The organism is Oerskovia sp. PE-21s (genome assembly GCF_056158145.1).
The window spans coordinates 469,287-484,564 of record NZ_JBUXJM010000004.1; the positions used below are offsets into that span (position 1 = coordinate 469,287).

Genomic DNA, 15,278 nt, shown 5'->3' on the forward strand with positions numbered 1-15,278 from the left:
GGAACCCCCACCATGACGCACCCCACCCCCGCCTCGTCGGCCCGCCCGCACGACGGTCGGCCCCGCAAGCAGATCCACCTGGGCGCCCACTTCCCGGGCGTCAACAACACGACCGTGTGGAGCGACCCGGCCTCGCGCAGCCAGATCGAGTTCAGCTCGTTCGAGCACCTCGCGCGCCGGGCCGAGGCCGCGAAGCTCGACTTCTTCTTCCTCGCCGAGGGCCTGCGGCTGCGCGAGCACAAGGGGCAGATCCACGACCTCGACGTCGTGGGCCGCCCCGACACGCTCCCGGTCCTGGCAGCGCTCGCCGCGGTCACCGACCGCCTGGGCCTCGCGGGGACGGTCAACACGACGTTCAACGAGCCCTACGAGCTGGCCCGCCAGTTCGCGACGCTCGACCTCCTGTCCGGGGGGCGTGCGGCCTGGAACCTGGTCACGAGCCCCGACGCCTTCACGGGTGCGAACTTCCGCCGCGGCGGGTTCCTGCCCTACGAGGAACGGTACGAGCGCGCGGGCGAGCTCGTCGCCCTGGCCCGGCAGCTGTGGGACGCGTGGGACGACGAGGCGGTGGACGAGGACGAGCTCGTGCGGCCCGGGGCCGTGCGCCCGTTCGCACACCAGGGCAAGCACTTCGACGTGTCGGGCCGGTTCGAGACCCCGCGCGGGCCTCAGGGGCACCCCGTCCTGTTCCAGGCGGGCGACTCGGCCGACGGGCGCGACTTCGCGGCGGCGACGGCCGACGTCGTCTTCTCGGCGCACTCGGCGTTCGAGGACGGCCAGGCGTTCTACGCCGACGTGAAGTCGCGCCTCGCGGCCCACGGTCGCGACCGCGACTCGCTCAAGATCCTCCCTGCGACGGTCGTCGTCCTGGGCGACACGGCCGAGGAGGCCGCCGAGCGTGCGCGGGAGATCCGGCTCCAGCAGGTCCCTGGGCGGACGGCGATCGCGTTCCTCGAGCAGGTCTGGGGGCGGGACCTCACGGCGTACGACCCCGAGGGGCCGCTGCCCGACGTCGAGCCCGACCTCGACCACCTGAACATCACGCGCGGCCGCGTCCGGCACGTCAGCGACCCAGGCCCGGTGGTCCGCGCCTGGCGCGAGAAGGCCGCGGCCAACGGCTGGTCCATCCGGGACCTCGTGATCGAGGTGTCGGGTCGCGGCGGGTTCGTCGGCACGGCGCAGCAGGTCGCCGACGACATCGACCGCCACGTGCAGGAGGACGCGTCGGACGGCTTCATCCTCGTGCCGCACCTGACCCCCACGGGCCTCGACGACGTGCTCGACCAGGTCGTGCCGCTGCTCCAGGAGCGCGGCTCGTTCCGCACCGAGTACACGGGCACGACGCTCCGCGACCACCTGGGGCTCTCGCGTCCCGAGGTGGGGTCGAGGCGCCCCGCCGGAGCCTCGACCGGCACGACGTCCCACTCCGCCTGACCCGGCTCGACCGCCCGACCACCGCCCGACCACCAGCCCCGAAGGAGCATCATGACGACGAGCACCACGTCCCCGGCAGGCGTCACCACGCGCGGCCGCCACACGGCGTCCGCACCGACGGGCACGCCCGTCGAGCAGTCCGGCTCGGCGACGAGCGCCGCCGCGGCCGCGTGGTCGGCGTGGCACGCGGAGCGCGAGCGCACCCTGCGCGAGCAGCACGGCTGGCTCACCCTCACGTCGCTGCACTGGGTCCCGGAGTCCCCGACGTCCTTCCCGGGCCTGCCCGGCCAGTGGTGGTCGGACGCGGACGGCGTGCACCTGCGCGCCGCGGCGGCAGACGCGATCATCCCGGCCGGCGGCCAGGACGCACTGCGCGGCACGCACATCCAGGACGTCGCGGAGGGCGCGTCGACGTTCGTCGCGACCTTCGTGCCCGACGGCGCCGACCCGGCCTCCCCGGTCGCGGTCGAGCTCGTGCGGCGCACCGGGCGCTACGGGCTGCGCGTGCGTGACCCCCGGGCCCGCACCCGGGTCACGTTCGAGGGTGTCCCGACCTTCGCCTACGACCCGTCGTGGGTTCTCGACGCACCGGTCCGCTGGTACGACGAGCCGGTCGCGGAGGTCGTGGGCGGCGCGCAGCCCGGCCTGGAGCACCACGTCCAGGTCGTGGGCGAGGTCGACGTCACGCGCGACGGCCTGACGACGACCCTGCGGCTCACGGGCACGCCGGGCGGCAGCGCGAGCCTGCTGTTCACCGACCCGGCCCCCGGCGTCGCGGACTGGCGCGTGCTGTTCGTCGACCGCGCCGCAGCCTCCGACAAGACCGACGCCCCCGACGAGGTCGAGGCCCCCGACGACGAGCGCGTTGCCGGGCCGGACGACGCCGTCCGGACGCTGCGGCTCGACCTGAACCGCACGCTCAACCTGCCCTACGCCTTCACCGACTTCGGCACGTGCCCGCGCCCGGTCGAGGGCAACGTCCTGCCGTTCTCGGTCGAGGCGGGGGAGAAGGTGCCGCGATGAACGCGCCCACGACGGCGGTCGCGGTCCGCTCCGTCCACCTGCACGACCCGCTGGTGCGCCCGTTGCTCGACGAGCTCGCGCACGAGTACGCCTCGCGCTACCGCAGCCTCCTCGACGAGGAGGACCTGCGCGCCGAGATGGAGCACTACCCTGCGACCGACTTCGCGGCCCCGCACGGCGACCTCGTGTTGCTCCTCGCGGACGGCGAGCCGGTCGCGGGTGGTGCGTTCCGCCGTCGGGCAGAACCGGAGGTAGGTGACCCCGCCCGCCGGACCCGGCCGGACGCCGGGCCGCACGCCCGGGGCACCACGCATTCCGACGACGGCGTCCCCCTCGTCGCGACCGCCGAGCTCAAGCGCATCTGGACCCACTCGGCCCACCGGCGGCGCGGGCTCGCCCGCCAGGTCCTCGCCGAGCTCGAGCAGCGCGCGGCCGGGCGCGGCTACCCCCGGATCTACCTGACGACCGGACCGCGCCAGCCCGAGGCCGCAGGCCTGTACCTCAGCGCGGGCTACACCCCGCTGTTCGACGTGACGCGCGACCCCGAGGAGATCGGGCCCCTGGCGTTCGAGAAGTGGCTCTGTCCGCACGTGTCAGAACCGGTGTGACCCCGAGGTCACGCACGCTCTGACACGGCTGGACCAGCCCACGCCCACCCCCCCTTCTCTCCCCGAGGTCCACCATGAGCACCCTGTCCCTCCCGCAGGACGAGTCACGCCAGCTCGCGCCACCCCCCGGATCCCTGCCCGACCCGCCGGGCGCCACCGCCACCGTCTACCGATCCGTCGCCGACGGGGCCACCGCTCCCGACGAGGCCACCTCGCGCTGGGAGGACCTCAAGGTCGTCCCCGCCCGCCACCCGGGACGCTGGGTCGCGACCGCGTTCGTCGCGGTCCTGGTCGCGATGGTCGTCAGCTCGCTCGTGACCAACCCCAAGTGGGAGTGGTCGGTCGTCGCGCAGTACCTGACCTGGCCCTCTGTGCTGGGCGGGCTGTGGGGGACCATCCGGCTGACGGCGGTCGCCGCGGTCATCGGGTTCGGGCTCGGGACGGTCCTCGCGCTCATGCGACTGTCCCGCTCGCCGCTGCTCCAGGCCGTGTCGTCGGCGTACACGTGGGTGTTCCGCTCGGTGCCCCTGATCCTGCAGCTTCTCCTCTGGTACAACCTGGCCTACCTGTACCCGACGCTGTCGCTCGGCATCCCGTTCGGCCCCGGCTTCCTGGAGTTCGGCACGCTCGACGTGATCGACAAGTTCGGCGCCGCGATCCTGGGCCTGGGCCTGTCGCAGGCCGCCTACTCCTCGGAGATCGTGCGCGCCGGGATCCTCTCGGTCGACCAGGGCCAGCACGAGGCCGCGGCGTCCCTGGGCATCCCGCGCTCGCGCCAGACGCTGCGCATCGTGCTGCCGCAGGCCATGCGGACCATCGTGCCGACGTCGGTCAACGAGATCATCGGCCTCGTCAAGGGGACCTCGGTCGTGTACGTCCTCGCGTACGGCGAGCTGTTCTACACGATCGGCGTCATCTACGGCCGCAACCAGCGCGTCGTCCCGCTGCTCATGGTCGCGGCCATCTGGTACCTCGTCATCACGACGGTCCTGACGATCGCGCAGTACTACGTCGAACGGCACTACGCCAAGGGCGCCGTCCGCACGCTGCCCCCGACCCCGGTCCAGCGCGTCCGGTGGACGCTCCAGGTCGCGTGGTCCCGGGTCACCGGACGCCCCGCGCCCGCCCACCTGCCACCCGCCTACGCGGCGCGCGCCGCCGTCGGGCGCGGTCACCTGACCCGCACCGGGGCGACCGGCCGCCACCCTGGAGGTGCCGCATGACCGCCACGACCACCCGTCCCGCGGCCGAGCCGGCCACCCCGCCCACCACGCCCCTGGGCCTCGTCGAGGTCCGCGGCGTCCACAAGTCCTACGGCACGCTCGAGGTGCTCGCGGGCATCGACCTCGTGGTCCGCCCGGGCGAGGTGACCGTGATCCTCGGCCCGTCCGGCTCGGGGAAGTCGACGCTGCTGCGCGTCATCAACCACCTGGAGAAGGTCGACCGCGGGTTCGTGGCGGTCGACGGCGACCTCATCGGGTACTCCCGCCGAGGAGACACGCTGCGCGAGCTCAAGGAGAAGGACATCCTCGTCCAGCGGACCCGGATCGGGTTCGTGTTCCAGAGCTTCAACCTCTTCCCGCACCTCACGGCCCTCGAGAACGTCGTCGAGGCGCCCGTCTCGGCGCAGGGCCGACCGCGCGCCGAGGTCGAGGTCGAGGCGCGCGAGCTCCTGGCCCGGGTCGGCCTCGCCGACAAGGTCGACGCCCGCCCGCGCCAGCTCTCGGGCGGGCAGCAGCAGCGCGTGGCGATCGCCCGCGCGCTCGCGACCCGGCCCCGCGTCCTGCTCTTCGACGAACCGACGTCGGCGCTCGACCCCGAGCTCGTCGGCGAGGTGCTCGACGTCATCAAGGACCTCGCGCACGGCGGCACGACCATGGTCGTCGTCACGCACGAGATCGGCTTCGCCCGCGAGGTCGCCGACACGGTCGTCTTCATGGACGCGGGTCGCATCGTCGAGCAGGGGCAGCCCGCCCAGGTCCTCGACGCGCCCCGCCACGACCGGACCAGGGCCTTCCTCGACAAGGTCCTGTGACCGACCCCCGGGGTCCGGCACACCCGAGGCCGGTCCGCGTCAGCCGCCCCACCGCACTCCCACCCACCACGAAAGAGAACACGATGTCCCTGCACACCTCCGGCGCGCCCGCCCGCCCCTCGGCGGCGTCCCGCACCGGTCGCCGCCCCGCCCGTCTCTCCCACCGCGCGGTCGCCGCCGTCGCGACCCTTCCCCTCCTCGCGCTGCTCGCGGCGTGCGCGACGAACGCCGACGCCGAGCCCGGCACGGCCGACAACGAGAAGGCCGCGGAGGCCGCCGGTCTCGTGATCGACACCTCGCCCGACCAGGAGTTCATCCACACGACCGAGTCGCCCGAGGCGATCGCGCTCCTGCCCGAGGACGTCAAGGCCGCAGGGGTCCTCAAGGTCTCCACGACCGCGGGCGGGCTGCCGCCCCTGGGGTTCCTCGCGGACGACGACAAGACGCCCATCGGCAACGAGCCCAACATCGCCGTCCTCGTCGCGGACGCCCTGGGTCTCGACCTCGAGCTCGAGGTCAAGGCGTGGGCCGACTGGCCGCTCGCGCTGCAGTCCGGGGACGTCGACGCCGTGATCTCGAACGTCACCGTGACCGAGGAGCGCAAGGAGCTGTACGACTTCTCGTCCTACCGCAACGACCAGCTCGGCTGGCTCGCGGGCGCGTCGAACGACAAGGTGCCCCCGATCAAGGAGGCCAAGGACATCGCGGGCCTCACGGTGGGCGTCGGGTCGGGCACCAACCAGGAGAAGATCCTGCTCGCCTGGAACGAGGAGAACGTGGCCGCGGGCCTCGACCCCCTCAAGGGCGGGGAGCCCGAGTACTACGAGGACTACAAGGACGCGCTGCTCGCGGTCGCCTCGGGTCGCCTCGACCTGTACGTGGGCCCCAACGCGAGCCTCGCGTACAGCGCCGCGACCGCGCCCGACCAGTACGAGGTCGTGGGCACGCTCAACGGCGGCTGGCCCGCGACGGCGCAGATCGCGGTCGCGACCCTCAAGGGCAGCGAGCTCGCCCCGGCCGTCACCGCGGCCATCAACCACGCGATCGAGGACGGCAGCTACGCCAAGCTCCTCGAGCACTGGGGCCTGGAGGACGAGGCGATCGCCGCCTCGGAGACCAACCCGCCCGGGCTGCCCAAGCCCTGACCGGACGGCCGCCCGGCCCGCGGGGCTCCTCCTGGGACCCGCGGGCCGGCGGTACCGGCCCACCCACCGTGAAGCAGCCCCGAGAGAGGCACCCAGCATGACCGAGCACGTGTCGCACGTCGTCGTCGGCGGCGGCGTCATGGGGTCCGCCGCGGCGTGGCGGCTCGCCCGCGCGGGGCACGACGTCGTCCTGCTCGAACGCTTCGAGCCCGGCCACGCGAACGGCGCCTCGCACGGCGCGTCGCGCATCTACCGCACGACGTACTCCCAGCCCGCGTACCTCGACCTCGCGCAGGAGGCGTTCGGCCTGTGGCGCGAGGTCGAACGCGACGCAGGGCTGCGCGCGGGCGCGGTCCTCACGCTGACCGGTGGCGTGAGCCACGGCTTCCCACGGCGCACCGAGATCGGGGACGCGTTCGTCGCGCGCGGCATCCCGCACGAGTGGTTGCGCCCCGAGGAGGCGGCCGAACGCTGGCCGGGCCTGCGCTTCGAGGGCGACGTCCTGCACGAGACCGAGACGGCCGGGCGGGTACACGCCGACCGTGCCGTCGCGGCGTTCCAGTCCGCGGCCCGCGCGCACGGTGCCGACGTCCGCCACGGCGTGCACGTCCGCCACGTCCACCCGGGTCCGGGCTCGGTGCGGGTCGTCACGGACCGGGGCGACCTGGTCGCGGGCACGGTCGTGGTCGCCGTGGGCGCGTGGAGCACGGGCCTGCTGGGGGCGGCGTTCCCCGAGCCCGACGGCGCCGCGCCCCTCCCGTCCCTCGTCGTCACCCAGGAGCAGCCCGCGCACTTCGCCCTCACCCTGGGTGCACCGGCGGAGGGCGCCTGGCCGGCGTTCACGCACGCCCCCGCCGAGCCGCACGCGTGGCCCAGCGGCGTCTACGGGCTCGCGACCCCGGGGGAGGGGATCAAGGTCGGGTTCCACGGCGTCGGTCCCCGCACGGACCCCGACCGGCGGACCTTCCGTCCCGAGCCGGGGCAGCTCGCCCAGCTCCAGGACTACGTCCGGGCGTGGGTGCCGGGCGCCGACGCGGACCGGCTCGTACCCGTCTCCTGCACGTACACCACGACTCCGGACCACGACTTCGTGCTCGACCGCGTGGGCCGCGTCGTGATCGCCGCGGGGTTCTCGGGGCACGGCTTCAAGTTCGCGCCGTCGATCGGGCGGGTCCTGGCCGAGCTGGCCCGCGAGGCACCGGACGCATCGCCCGAGGCCGCGGACCGGGTGTTCTCCCTGGCCCGCTTCGCGCGCGGTCCGCTGGCGCAGGTTCGCGGCCGGGCGGACTGACCGGCAGACCCCGCCTGCGACACCGACCACCTCGTTCCGCTCCGACCACCGAAAGGCCACCATGTCGACCTCGACCGACCTCGCCGCACCCCCCAAAGCCGTCCTCGCGACGGACCCCCTCGCGACGGCCTCGCCCCTGACCGAGCGCTACGGCCCCGGCCAGGCCGTCGTCCTCGCGGAGCCCACCGCGGCGATCGACGGGATCCTGCGGCACCGCACGGTGCGCGCCTACCTCCCCGACGCGCTCGACGAGGCGGTCCTGCCGACCCTCGTCGCGGCCGCGCAGTCCGCCCCGACGTCGTCCAACATGCAGTTCTGGAGCGTCGTCGCGGTCACCGACCCGGAGCGCAAGGACCGGCTCGCGGCGCTCGCGGGCGGTCAGGAGCACATCCGGCAGGCGCCGCTCCTGCTCGTGTGGGTCGCGGACCTGGCGCGTGCGCGCGCGATCGGCGAGGCGCACGGCACCTCGCTCGAAGGCACCGACTACCTGGACTCGACGGTCGTGGCGTTCGTCGACGCGGCCCTCGCCGCGCAGAACGCCGTCGTCGCCGCGGAGTCGCTGGGGCTCGGGACCGTGTACATCGGTGCGCTGCGCCACCACCCCGAGCAGGTCGCGGCCGAGCTCGGCCTGCCCGAGGGCACCGTCGCGGTGGTGGGGCTCGTCGTCGGGCACCCGGACCCCGAGGGAGGCGAGCGGGTCAAGCCGCGCCTGCCCCAGGCCGCCGTGCTGCACCACGAGACCTACGACCTCGACGCCCAGGTCGAGCACGTCGACGCCTACGAGGACGTCATCGCGCCGTTCTACCGCGACGAGGGGCTCACGGAGAGCTGGCGCCGGCGCGTGGTCGATCGGCTCGCGATCCCCGGTCCCCAGCGCGGCCACGCGCACCTGCACTCGGCGCTCGCGGCCCGCGGCCTGCCGTCCCGCTGACCCAGCACCCAGCGCCCCACCGACTCACAGAGGACCTTTCGATGACCACCTCCGACCAGCCGACCGTCCCTCAGCTCTCGCCCCCGAGCCGGGTCCCGCTGTCGATCCTCGACCTCGCCGTCGTGAGCGAGGGATCGACCGGTGCCCAGGCCCTGCGCGACAGCCTCGACACCGCTGTCCGCGCGGACGCCCTCGGTTACCGCCGCATCTGGTTCGCCGAGCACCACCTGTCGCCCGGCGTCGCGTCGGCGTCCCCCGCGGTCCTCGCGGCCCTCGTCGCGGAGCGCACGTCGCGCATCCGCGTCGGGTCGGGGGCCGTGCTGCTGAGCACGACGAGCCCGCTGATCGCGGCCGAGCAGTTCGGGACCGTCGCGGCCCTGCACCCTGGGCGCGTGGACCTCGGCCTGGGGCGGGCCTTCACCCCACCCCCCGCCAAAGGTGCGCAGAGCGCGGGAGGCGAGGTCCCGCCGTCGGGCACGGGAGAGGCACCCGCCGCACCCCCGGTCCCGCCCGCCCCCGAGCGCCCGGCCGGGACGCGCGTGGTCGACGGGCTCCTGGTCCCCGCCGCGCCGGGCGTCGACCTCTCCGACTCCGCCCTGCGTGAGCGGCTGCTCGCCCAGAAGGAGGTCGTCGGTGCGAGCCGGACCCCGGGGGAGTTCCGCGCCGAGCTCGAGCTGGTCCTCGGGCTGCGCGCCGGGACGTTCACCGACGGAGCGGGCACCGGGTGGACGAGCCCTCCCGTCGAGGGCGCGGCGTTCGACCTGTTCGTCCTCGCGTCGAGCGGCGGCGTGAGCGCCCGCGTCGCGGGCGAGCTCGGGCTGCCGCTCGCCGCGAACTACCACGTGGGCCCGTCCGCGACCCTCGACACCGTCGCGGCCTACCGGGCGGCGTTCCGGCCGGGAGTGCTCGACCGCCCGTACGTCGTGGTGTCGGCCGACGTCCTCGTCGCGGACACCGACGACGAGGCCCGCCGGATCGGCGAGCCGTTCACGGCCTGGGTCCTGTCGATCCGTCGCGGGGCGGGCGGTGCCGTCGCGTACCCGGCGCCCGGCACGTCGCCGGCGTGGGAGGACCTGACCGATGCCGACCGGGCCGCGGTCCAGGACCGCGTCGAGACGCGGTTCGTCGGGTCGCCCGAGACCGTCGTCGAACGCCTCGAGACCCTGGCGCGCGTGACCGCTGCCGACGAGATCGTCGTCACGACTGCCGCCCACGACCCCGCCGACCGGGCGCGCTCGTTCGAGCTCCTGGCCCGGCACTGGGGTCTGCAGGGCGTCGTCGACGCCCCCAGCCGTGAACCCGCCCTCGCCAGGTAGACCACCCGCGACCAGCCCCACCAGAACCCGGAGAACCCACATGACCCAGCACCAGCCCCTCCTCACCCCGGCCACCGACGCGGGAGCCCGCGTCGCCGACGGGGCCTTCCTGATCGACGTGCGCAGCGAGGGTGGCCGCGCGACCGCCGGCACGATCCCCGGCGCCACGGTCACCGACCGCGACGACCTCGACGCGATCTTCGGCCCTGCCGCCGCCCCTGCGGTGTCGCTCGACACCCCGGTCGTCGTGGTCTGCGGCTCCGAGCGCGGCTCGGGCCCCGTCGCCGAGGCCCTCGCGGCACGCGGCTACACCCACGTCACGCACGTCGAGGGCGGCTTCCCCGCCTGGCGCGACGCGGGACTCCCGGCCGAGCCGGGGACGGGAGCGGCGCCTTCGGGCCCGCACGAGCCCGTCCGGCAGCGCGCATGAGCGCGCCCACCACGTCGCGCCCGCGCGCGGACAGCCTGCCCGACGGCGTCGCTCACCGGAGCGAGCAGACCCCCCGGGGAGCGGGGACGCCCGGGGACGGGATGACCGTGCGGCTCGTGACGCCCGCCGAGCACGAGGCCGTCGCCGACCTGCTCGACGCGGCGTACGGGCACGAGTACTCGATCTCGGAGTCGTACCGGGCCGTGCTGCGCGACGTCACGAGCCGCGCCGCTGAGCACGACGTGTGGGTCGCGGTCGACGACGAGACCGGCGCCCTGCTCGGGACCGTCGCGACGCCGTCGCCCGGCCGGCACATCTCGCCGCTGGCCCGCGAGGGCGAGCTCGACTTCCGGCTGCTCGGTGTCGCTCCCGCGGCCCGGGGGCGGGGGATCGGGACCGCGCTCACGCGGCACGTCCTCGACGTGGCCCGTGCCCAGGGAGCGCAGCGGGTCGTCATGAACTCCGGCCCGCAGATGACCCGCGCGCACCGGCTCTACGAGGCGCTCGGGTTCCGGCGCCTGACCGAGCGCGAGACCCGCGTGATCGAGGGGGAGGGCGGTGGCCGGCTCCACGCGTACGGCCTCGACCTGACCCCGGAGCCCCGCTCACCGAGACAGCACCCCACCGCACCCGACCTCACCTGAACCGGAGAACACCATGCCCGTCGAGTTCCTCGGCATCGCCACCACGAGCGACGCCTCCGAGACCACCGCCCGTACGACCGCCCCCTTCGACAAGCAGTACCTCGAGCGCCTCGTGCGCGCGCACGAGGACAACGGCTGGACCCGCGTCCTGTTCGCCTACGGGTCGAGCGGCCCTGAGCCGTCGGCGCTCGCGGCCTGGACCGCGGCCCGCCTCGACACGGTCGAGCTGCTGCTCGCGCACCGCCCCAACGTCTCCTACCCGACGTTCGCGGCCAAGTCGTTCGCGACGCTCGACCAGCTCTCCGAGGGGCGGCTGTCCGTCCACTTCATCACGGGCGGCAACGACCACGAGCAGGGGCGCGAGGGCGACACGCTCACCAAGGACGAGCGCTACGCCCGCACCCAGGAGTACATCCAGATCGTCAAGAGGGCGTGGTCGAGCGCCGAGCCGTTCGACCACCACGGGACGTTCTACGACTTCGACGACTTCGTGCTGGACGCCAAGCCGTTCGAGGGACGCACGCCAACGATCTCGTTCGGCGGGTCCTCCGACGCGGCGTTCAAGGTCGGTGCGGCCGAGGCCGACATCTACGCGGTGTGGGGCGAGCCGCTCGACCGCACGGCCGAGCAGATCCAGCGGGTCCACGCGGAGGCCGCTGCCGCCGGGCGCTCCACGCCTCCGCGGATCCACGCCGCGTTCCGCCCGATCCTCGGCGCGACCGAGGAGCTGGCCTGGGAGAAGGCCCACCGCGTGCTCGACCGGATCGAGGAGCGCAAGGCCGCGGCCGGGGGCGTGCTGAGCCGTCGCCACCCGATCGACAAGCCCGAGAACGCGGGCTCGCAGCGCCTCCTGGAGATCGCGGCCCAGGGCGACCGGTTCGACACGGCCCTGTGGACCGCGACGGCCAGGGCCACGGGGGGAGCGGGCAACTCGAACGCGCTCGTCGGGACGCCCGAGACCGTCGCGCAGGCGCTGCTCGCGTACTACGACCTGGGAGTCCGCATCATCTCGGCTCGTGGCTACGACCTGCTCGACGACGCGACCGACTTCGGTCGCTACGTCATCCCGATCGTGCGCGAGGAGGTCGCCAAGCGCGACGCCGAGGCGGCGTCGACCCAGGCGGCCTGAGCACTCCCTCGGCACCACCACCCACCCCCACCAAGGAGCATCCGTGCGTTTCCAGGTCCTCGACATCGTCTTCAACCCGCCCCACCCCGTCACGGGCGAGGCCGTGCCCGCGGCCGACCGGCTCGAACGCGTCGTCGAGACCGCGGTCCTGGCGGAGGAGCTCGGCCTCGACGCGTTCGCGGTCGGCGAGCGGCACGCTGGGGACGTGCTGTCCTCGTCGCCGACGGTGATCCTCGGGGCGATCGCCGCCCGGACGTCGCGCATCCTGCTGAGCACGGGCGTGACGGTGCTGTCCCTGCTCGACCCGATCCGGGTCGCCGAGGACTACGCGACGATCGACCAGCTCAGCCGGGGCCGGTTCGAGATGGTCATCGGCAAGGGCAACGAGGCTCTCCAGTACCCGCTGCTGGGTCTCGACCTCGCGAAGCAGTACGAGTACCTCGAGGAGAACTACGAGCTGCTCCGTCTGCTCCTGAGCGGCGAGGAGGTCGACTGGGAGGGCCGTCACCGCCCGGACCTGCGAGGCGCCACGACCCTGCCGCGCCCGTACGACGGCGCGTTCCGGATCTGGCACGGGTCCGCGACCTCGCGGTTCGCTGTCGAGCTCGCCGCGAGGTGGGGCGACCCGATCGTGAGCGCCAACGCGCTCCAGCCCCGCGAGAGCTACCAGGTGCTGATCGACCACTACCGCGAGCAGTACGCGGCCGCGGGGCACGACCCGGCGTACGGGTTCGTCGGGTCGGGGTCCGGCGGGCTGTTCCTCGCGGACACGACCGAGCAGGCGATCGAGGAGTTCCGCCCCATCTACGAGGGCGCCGTCGCGCGCGCAGACCTGCGCAAGCACGACCCGTCCGCGGTCGGCAAGGTCACTGGCTTCCGGACCATCGAGGAGGCCGTCGAGCGCGGCCCCGCCCTCGTCGGCTCTCCCGAGCGCGTGGCCGAGAAGATCCTCGACTACCACCAGAGCTACGGGCACGATCTCCAGTCGGTCTCGATCAACCACCTCCTGGAGCCCGCCCGGCAGGACGACGTGCTGCGCCGGTTCGCGGAGGAGGTCGTGCCGCTGGTCAGGGCCGAGGTCAAGACCGACCTCTGGGGGCCCGCCGACGCCCGCCGGGCCAAGGGGTTCACGGCACGGTAGGCCTGCTGGGGAGCGGGCGAGGGACGCCCGGCAGAGGCCGACCGCGGGCCGGCCGGGCACGACCGGCACCCTGGCGGAGCGTTCCCGCTCGGCCTAGGCTGGAAGTGTCCGGCGGGCCCTCGCGTGCGCCGGGCACGGGCACGGAAGAAGGCTCCGACGATGTGGCTCCTCGTGGTCTCCGGAGCGGTGTGCGCGGCCCTGGTCGCCGCCATCGCCTGGTGCACGATGCGCGTCGGCCGGTCTTCCACCGATGCCCTCCCGCCACCCGGACCGCATCGGACCACCCTGCGCGAGCGGCGCCGTCGGGCTCCCGATCCTCTCGTCGCGCTCGCGCTCCAGATCCGCCTCGGGCGGCTCGCCGACGAGCTGCGCGCGGTCGAGGCCGACCCGGACGTCTACGCCCGCGCCCACCACTACCTCGCCGCGCAGGGCGCGTACGACGCGCTGCTGCGCGAGGCGTGCCGGCTCAGCGGCCTCGACGTCGTGGCCGACCCGCTGCGCGCGGGGCTGCGCAGCGACGAGGACGAGCGGCTGCGCGAGGAGCTCGAGCTCAGCGCGCGCGGGTGGACCTGGTAGCCAGGCGGCACGGGTGAGGGGCCCGACGGCGGCGCGCTCCGCCGTCGGGCCCCTCACCCAGATCGTGGGCCTCAGAGGGCCGAGTGGTCCCCGATCCGGTGGTAGGACCGGTCGTGGTAGACGAGCGGCGTGGCGTCCGCCCGGGTCCCCGACGCGAGCGCGCGCAGCGAGACCAGGTAGCTGTCGCCCACGGGCGTGCGCTGGATGATGCGGCCGCGCACCCAGGACAGCGCGCCGTCGATCACGGGCTCCCCGGACGCGAGAGGAGCCCACCCGCCGGCTGCGAAGCGGTCGATCCCGCTCGTCGCGAACCGCGCGGATACGTCGTCCTGGTCGGCGCTGAGGAAGTTGACCGTGACCGTGCGGGCCGCGGAGATCGCGGGCCACGACGACGACGTCGACGCGAGCGAGAACGCGAGCAGCGGCGGCGCGGCCGAGACCGAGATGACCGACGTCGCCGTGAAGCCCACGGGCCGGCCCTCGTGCTCGAGCGCGATCACCGCGACGCCCGCGGGGTGCTGCCGGAACACCGCCTTGTAGGCGTCGGCGCTGAGCTGCGGCTCGTCCTGCTCGTGGAGCAGGGCCTCGAGCCCGGCGAGGCGCGCGACGTCGGAGCGGGTCGTGGGTTCGGCGGTCATCGGGTCACCTCGGCGAGCTCGGGGGCGGTCCGGTGGGTGGTCTCCTGCCCGACGGCGTCGCCCGCCGCCCGCAGCAGGGGACCTCCTGCGTGGTCGAGCCAGGCGTCGACGGCGCTCGTGAGGTCGGCCTCGCCCAGCCGGGAGTCCAGGAGGGTCAGCGTGCGTGCGGGGACCGTCGCGCCGAGCTCGACGAGGAGCGGGCGCAGGTGCACCTCGCCCGCGAGAGCGTGCGCGGGGTTGCCCGACACCACGACCGGGACGGCCACGACGCCGGCCAGCCCGTCCGGGCCGTAGAGGTCGAGGAACGCCTTGAGGAGGCCGGTGTACGAGCCCTTGTAGACGGGCGTCGCGACGACCAGGACCGCGGCGCCCGCGGCGGTCTCCCGCGCGGCGTCGGCGCGCGGGTGCTCGGGGGCGAGGATCTCGGTCGCGATCTCGGCGAGGTCGATCGTGGCATGGTCGGGCCCGTTCACGTCAGGCCCGTTCACGTCGGCCGCGGCCAGGCCCAGGTGGTCGGCGACCCGGGCCGCGACCGTCCGGGCGGCGGCCAGGGTCCGCGACCCGGGACGGGGGTTGCCGACCAGGGTGACCAGGGCCGGTCGCGGGTGGTCGGTCTGCGTGGGGCGGGGGGCTGCAGGGTGCTGGGTCATCGCTTCCTCACTGTCGTCGTGCTGCACGCTTGCCGCGTCGTGCCGGCGCGGCCGGGTCATCTCCCGGAGCACCCCGTCGTGAAGGGGTTGCTGACCAGCGAGCCGGGGCTTCGCGCTGGTGCTCGTGACCTCTGGACAGGGGTATAGACCTGTGGGGGGCTTTCTGCACCGATCCGGTCGAGAATTCTCACGGGGTGGACGGAGGTTTCGTGCTGCGTGCTCTGGCACGTCGCACGGTGTCGACCGACGCAGGGAGACCGGACTGTTGCCCCGGGCATGAGCAACGT

At 74.3% G+C, this 15,278-nt stretch carries 16 protein-coding genes and 1 riboswitch; of the genes, 14 read left to right on the forward strand and 2 right to left on the reverse strand.

The genetic code is table 11. The features are described from left to right. The first annotated feature begins 12 nt into the window (after positions 1-12). From ACZDYF_RS10850 to ACZDYF_RS10915, 14 genes are all read left to right on the forward strand, one after another. Complete coding sequence (locus tag ACZDYF_RS10850; RefSeq protein ID WP_475056442.1) at positions 13-1,434, forward strand: NtaA/DmoA family FMN-dependent monooxygenase; 1,422 nt, start codon at positions 13-15, stop codon at positions 1,432-1,434. Between the two features lie 51 nt (positions 1,435-1,485). Then, the gene (locus ACZDYF_RS10855; RefSeq protein ID WP_475056447.1) at positions 1,486-2,457 is read left to right on the forward strand and encodes a DUF1684 domain-containing protein; all 972 of its coding nucleotides are present in this window, start codon (positions 1,486-1,488) and stop codon (positions 2,455-2,457) included. Beyond that, positions 2,454-3,065, forward strand: a complete 612-nt coding sequence (locus tag ACZDYF_RS10860) for a GNAT family N-acetyltransferase (RefSeq protein WP_475056451.1) — start codon at positions 2,454-2,456, stop codon at positions 3,063-3,065. Before ACZDYF_RS10855 ends, ACZDYF_RS10860 begins: the two co-directional genes overlap by 4 nt. A gap of 74 nt (positions 3,066-3,139) precedes the next feature. After that, on the forward strand, positions 3,140-4,288 hold the full coding sequence (locus ACZDYF_RS10865) for an amino acid ABC transporter permease (protein WP_475056454.1): 1,149 nt from the start codon (positions 3,140-3,142) through the stop codon (positions 4,286-4,288). Next, positions 4,285-5,100, forward strand: a complete 816-nt coding sequence (locus ACZDYF_RS10870) for an amino acid ABC transporter ATP-binding protein (RefSeq protein ID WP_475056456.1) — start codon at positions 4,285-4,287, stop codon at positions 5,098-5,100. Before ACZDYF_RS10865 ends, ACZDYF_RS10870 begins: the two co-directional genes overlap by 4 nt. A gap of 83 nt (positions 5,101-5,183) precedes the next feature. Next, positions 5,184-6,245, forward strand: coding sequence for an ABC transporter substrate-binding protein (locus ACZDYF_RS10875; RefSeq protein ID WP_475056459.1), 1,062 nt, complete (start codon positions 5,184-5,186; stop codon positions 6,243-6,245). Between the two features lie 97 nt (positions 6,246-6,342). Continuing rightward, a complete protein-coding gene (locus ACZDYF_RS10880) occupies positions 6,343-7,536 on the forward strand; it encodes an FAD-dependent oxidoreductase (RefSeq protein WP_475056461.1) in 1,194 nt (397 codons plus the stop codon). A gap of 61 nt (positions 7,537-7,597) precedes the next feature. Continuing rightward, positions 7,598-8,467 (forward strand): NADPH-dependent oxidoreductase, encoded by an 870-nt coding sequence (locus tag ACZDYF_RS10885; RefSeq protein ID WP_204807330.1) that lies wholly within the window; start codon positions 7,598-7,600, stop codon positions 8,465-8,467. Between the two features lie 41 nt (positions 8,468-8,508). Further along, the gene (locus ACZDYF_RS10890) at positions 8,509-9,783 is read left to right on the forward strand and encodes an LLM class flavin-dependent oxidoreductase (RefSeq protein WP_475056464.1); all 1,275 of its coding nucleotides are present in this window, start codon (positions 8,509-8,511) and stop codon (positions 9,781-9,783) included. Between the two features lie 40 nt (positions 9,784-9,823). Further along, positions 9,824-10,213 (forward strand): rhodanese-like domain-containing protein, encoded by a 390-nt coding sequence (locus ACZDYF_RS10895; RefSeq protein WP_475056466.1) that lies wholly within the window; start codon positions 9,824-9,826, stop codon positions 10,211-10,213. Continuing rightward, on the forward strand, positions 10,210-10,857 hold the full coding sequence (locus ACZDYF_RS10900; protein ID WP_475056468.1) for a GNAT family N-acetyltransferase: 648 nt from the start codon (positions 10,210-10,212) through the stop codon (positions 10,855-10,857). Before ACZDYF_RS10895 ends, ACZDYF_RS10900 begins: the two co-directional genes overlap by 4 nt. A 13-nt stretch (positions 10,858-10,870) precedes the next feature. Beyond that, on the forward strand, positions 10,871-11,986 hold the full coding sequence (locus ACZDYF_RS10905) for an LLM class flavin-dependent oxidoreductase (protein ID WP_400274283.1): 1,116 nt from the start codon (positions 10,871-10,873) through the stop codon (positions 11,984-11,986). Positions 11,987-12,029: 43 nt separating this feature from the next. Next, positions 12,030-13,127, forward strand: a complete 1,098-nt coding sequence (locus ACZDYF_RS10910; RefSeq protein WP_475056474.1) for an LLM class flavin-dependent oxidoreductase — start codon at positions 12,030-12,032, stop codon at positions 13,125-13,127. Positions 13,128-13,286: 159 nt separating this feature from the next. Next, positions 13,287-13,703: a hypothetical protein gene (locus ACZDYF_RS10915; RefSeq protein ID WP_475056476.1), complete on the forward strand. Its 417-nt coding sequence runs from the start codon at positions 13,287-13,289 to the stop codon at positions 13,701-13,703. Positions 13,704-13,774: 71 nt separating this feature from the next. Here the strand turns inward: ACZDYF_RS10915 and ACZDYF_RS10920 are convergent, their stop codons facing one another. Together ACZDYF_RS10920 and ACZDYF_RS10925 are read right to left on the reverse strand one after the other, a co-directional pair. Then, entirely contained in the window at positions 13,775-14,341 is a 567-nt protein-coding gene (locus tag ACZDYF_RS10920; RefSeq protein WP_191791932.1) for a flavin reductase family protein, read from the reverse strand. Continuing rightward, positions 14,338-14,991 carry an NADPH-dependent FMN reductase gene (locus tag ACZDYF_RS10925; RefSeq protein ID WP_475056480.1) on the reverse strand — a complete coding sequence of 218 codons (654 nt, stop codon included), beginning with the start codon at positions 14,989-14,991 and terminating at the stop codon, positions 14,338-14,340. The genes ACZDYF_RS10920 and ACZDYF_RS10925 overlap by 4 nt, the downstream gene beginning before the upstream one ends. A 20-nt stretch (positions 14,992-15,011) precedes the next feature. Next, a riboswitch (SAM riboswitch) is annotated at positions 15,012-15,121 on the reverse strand. Positions 15,122-15,278 lie beyond the last annotated feature (157 nt).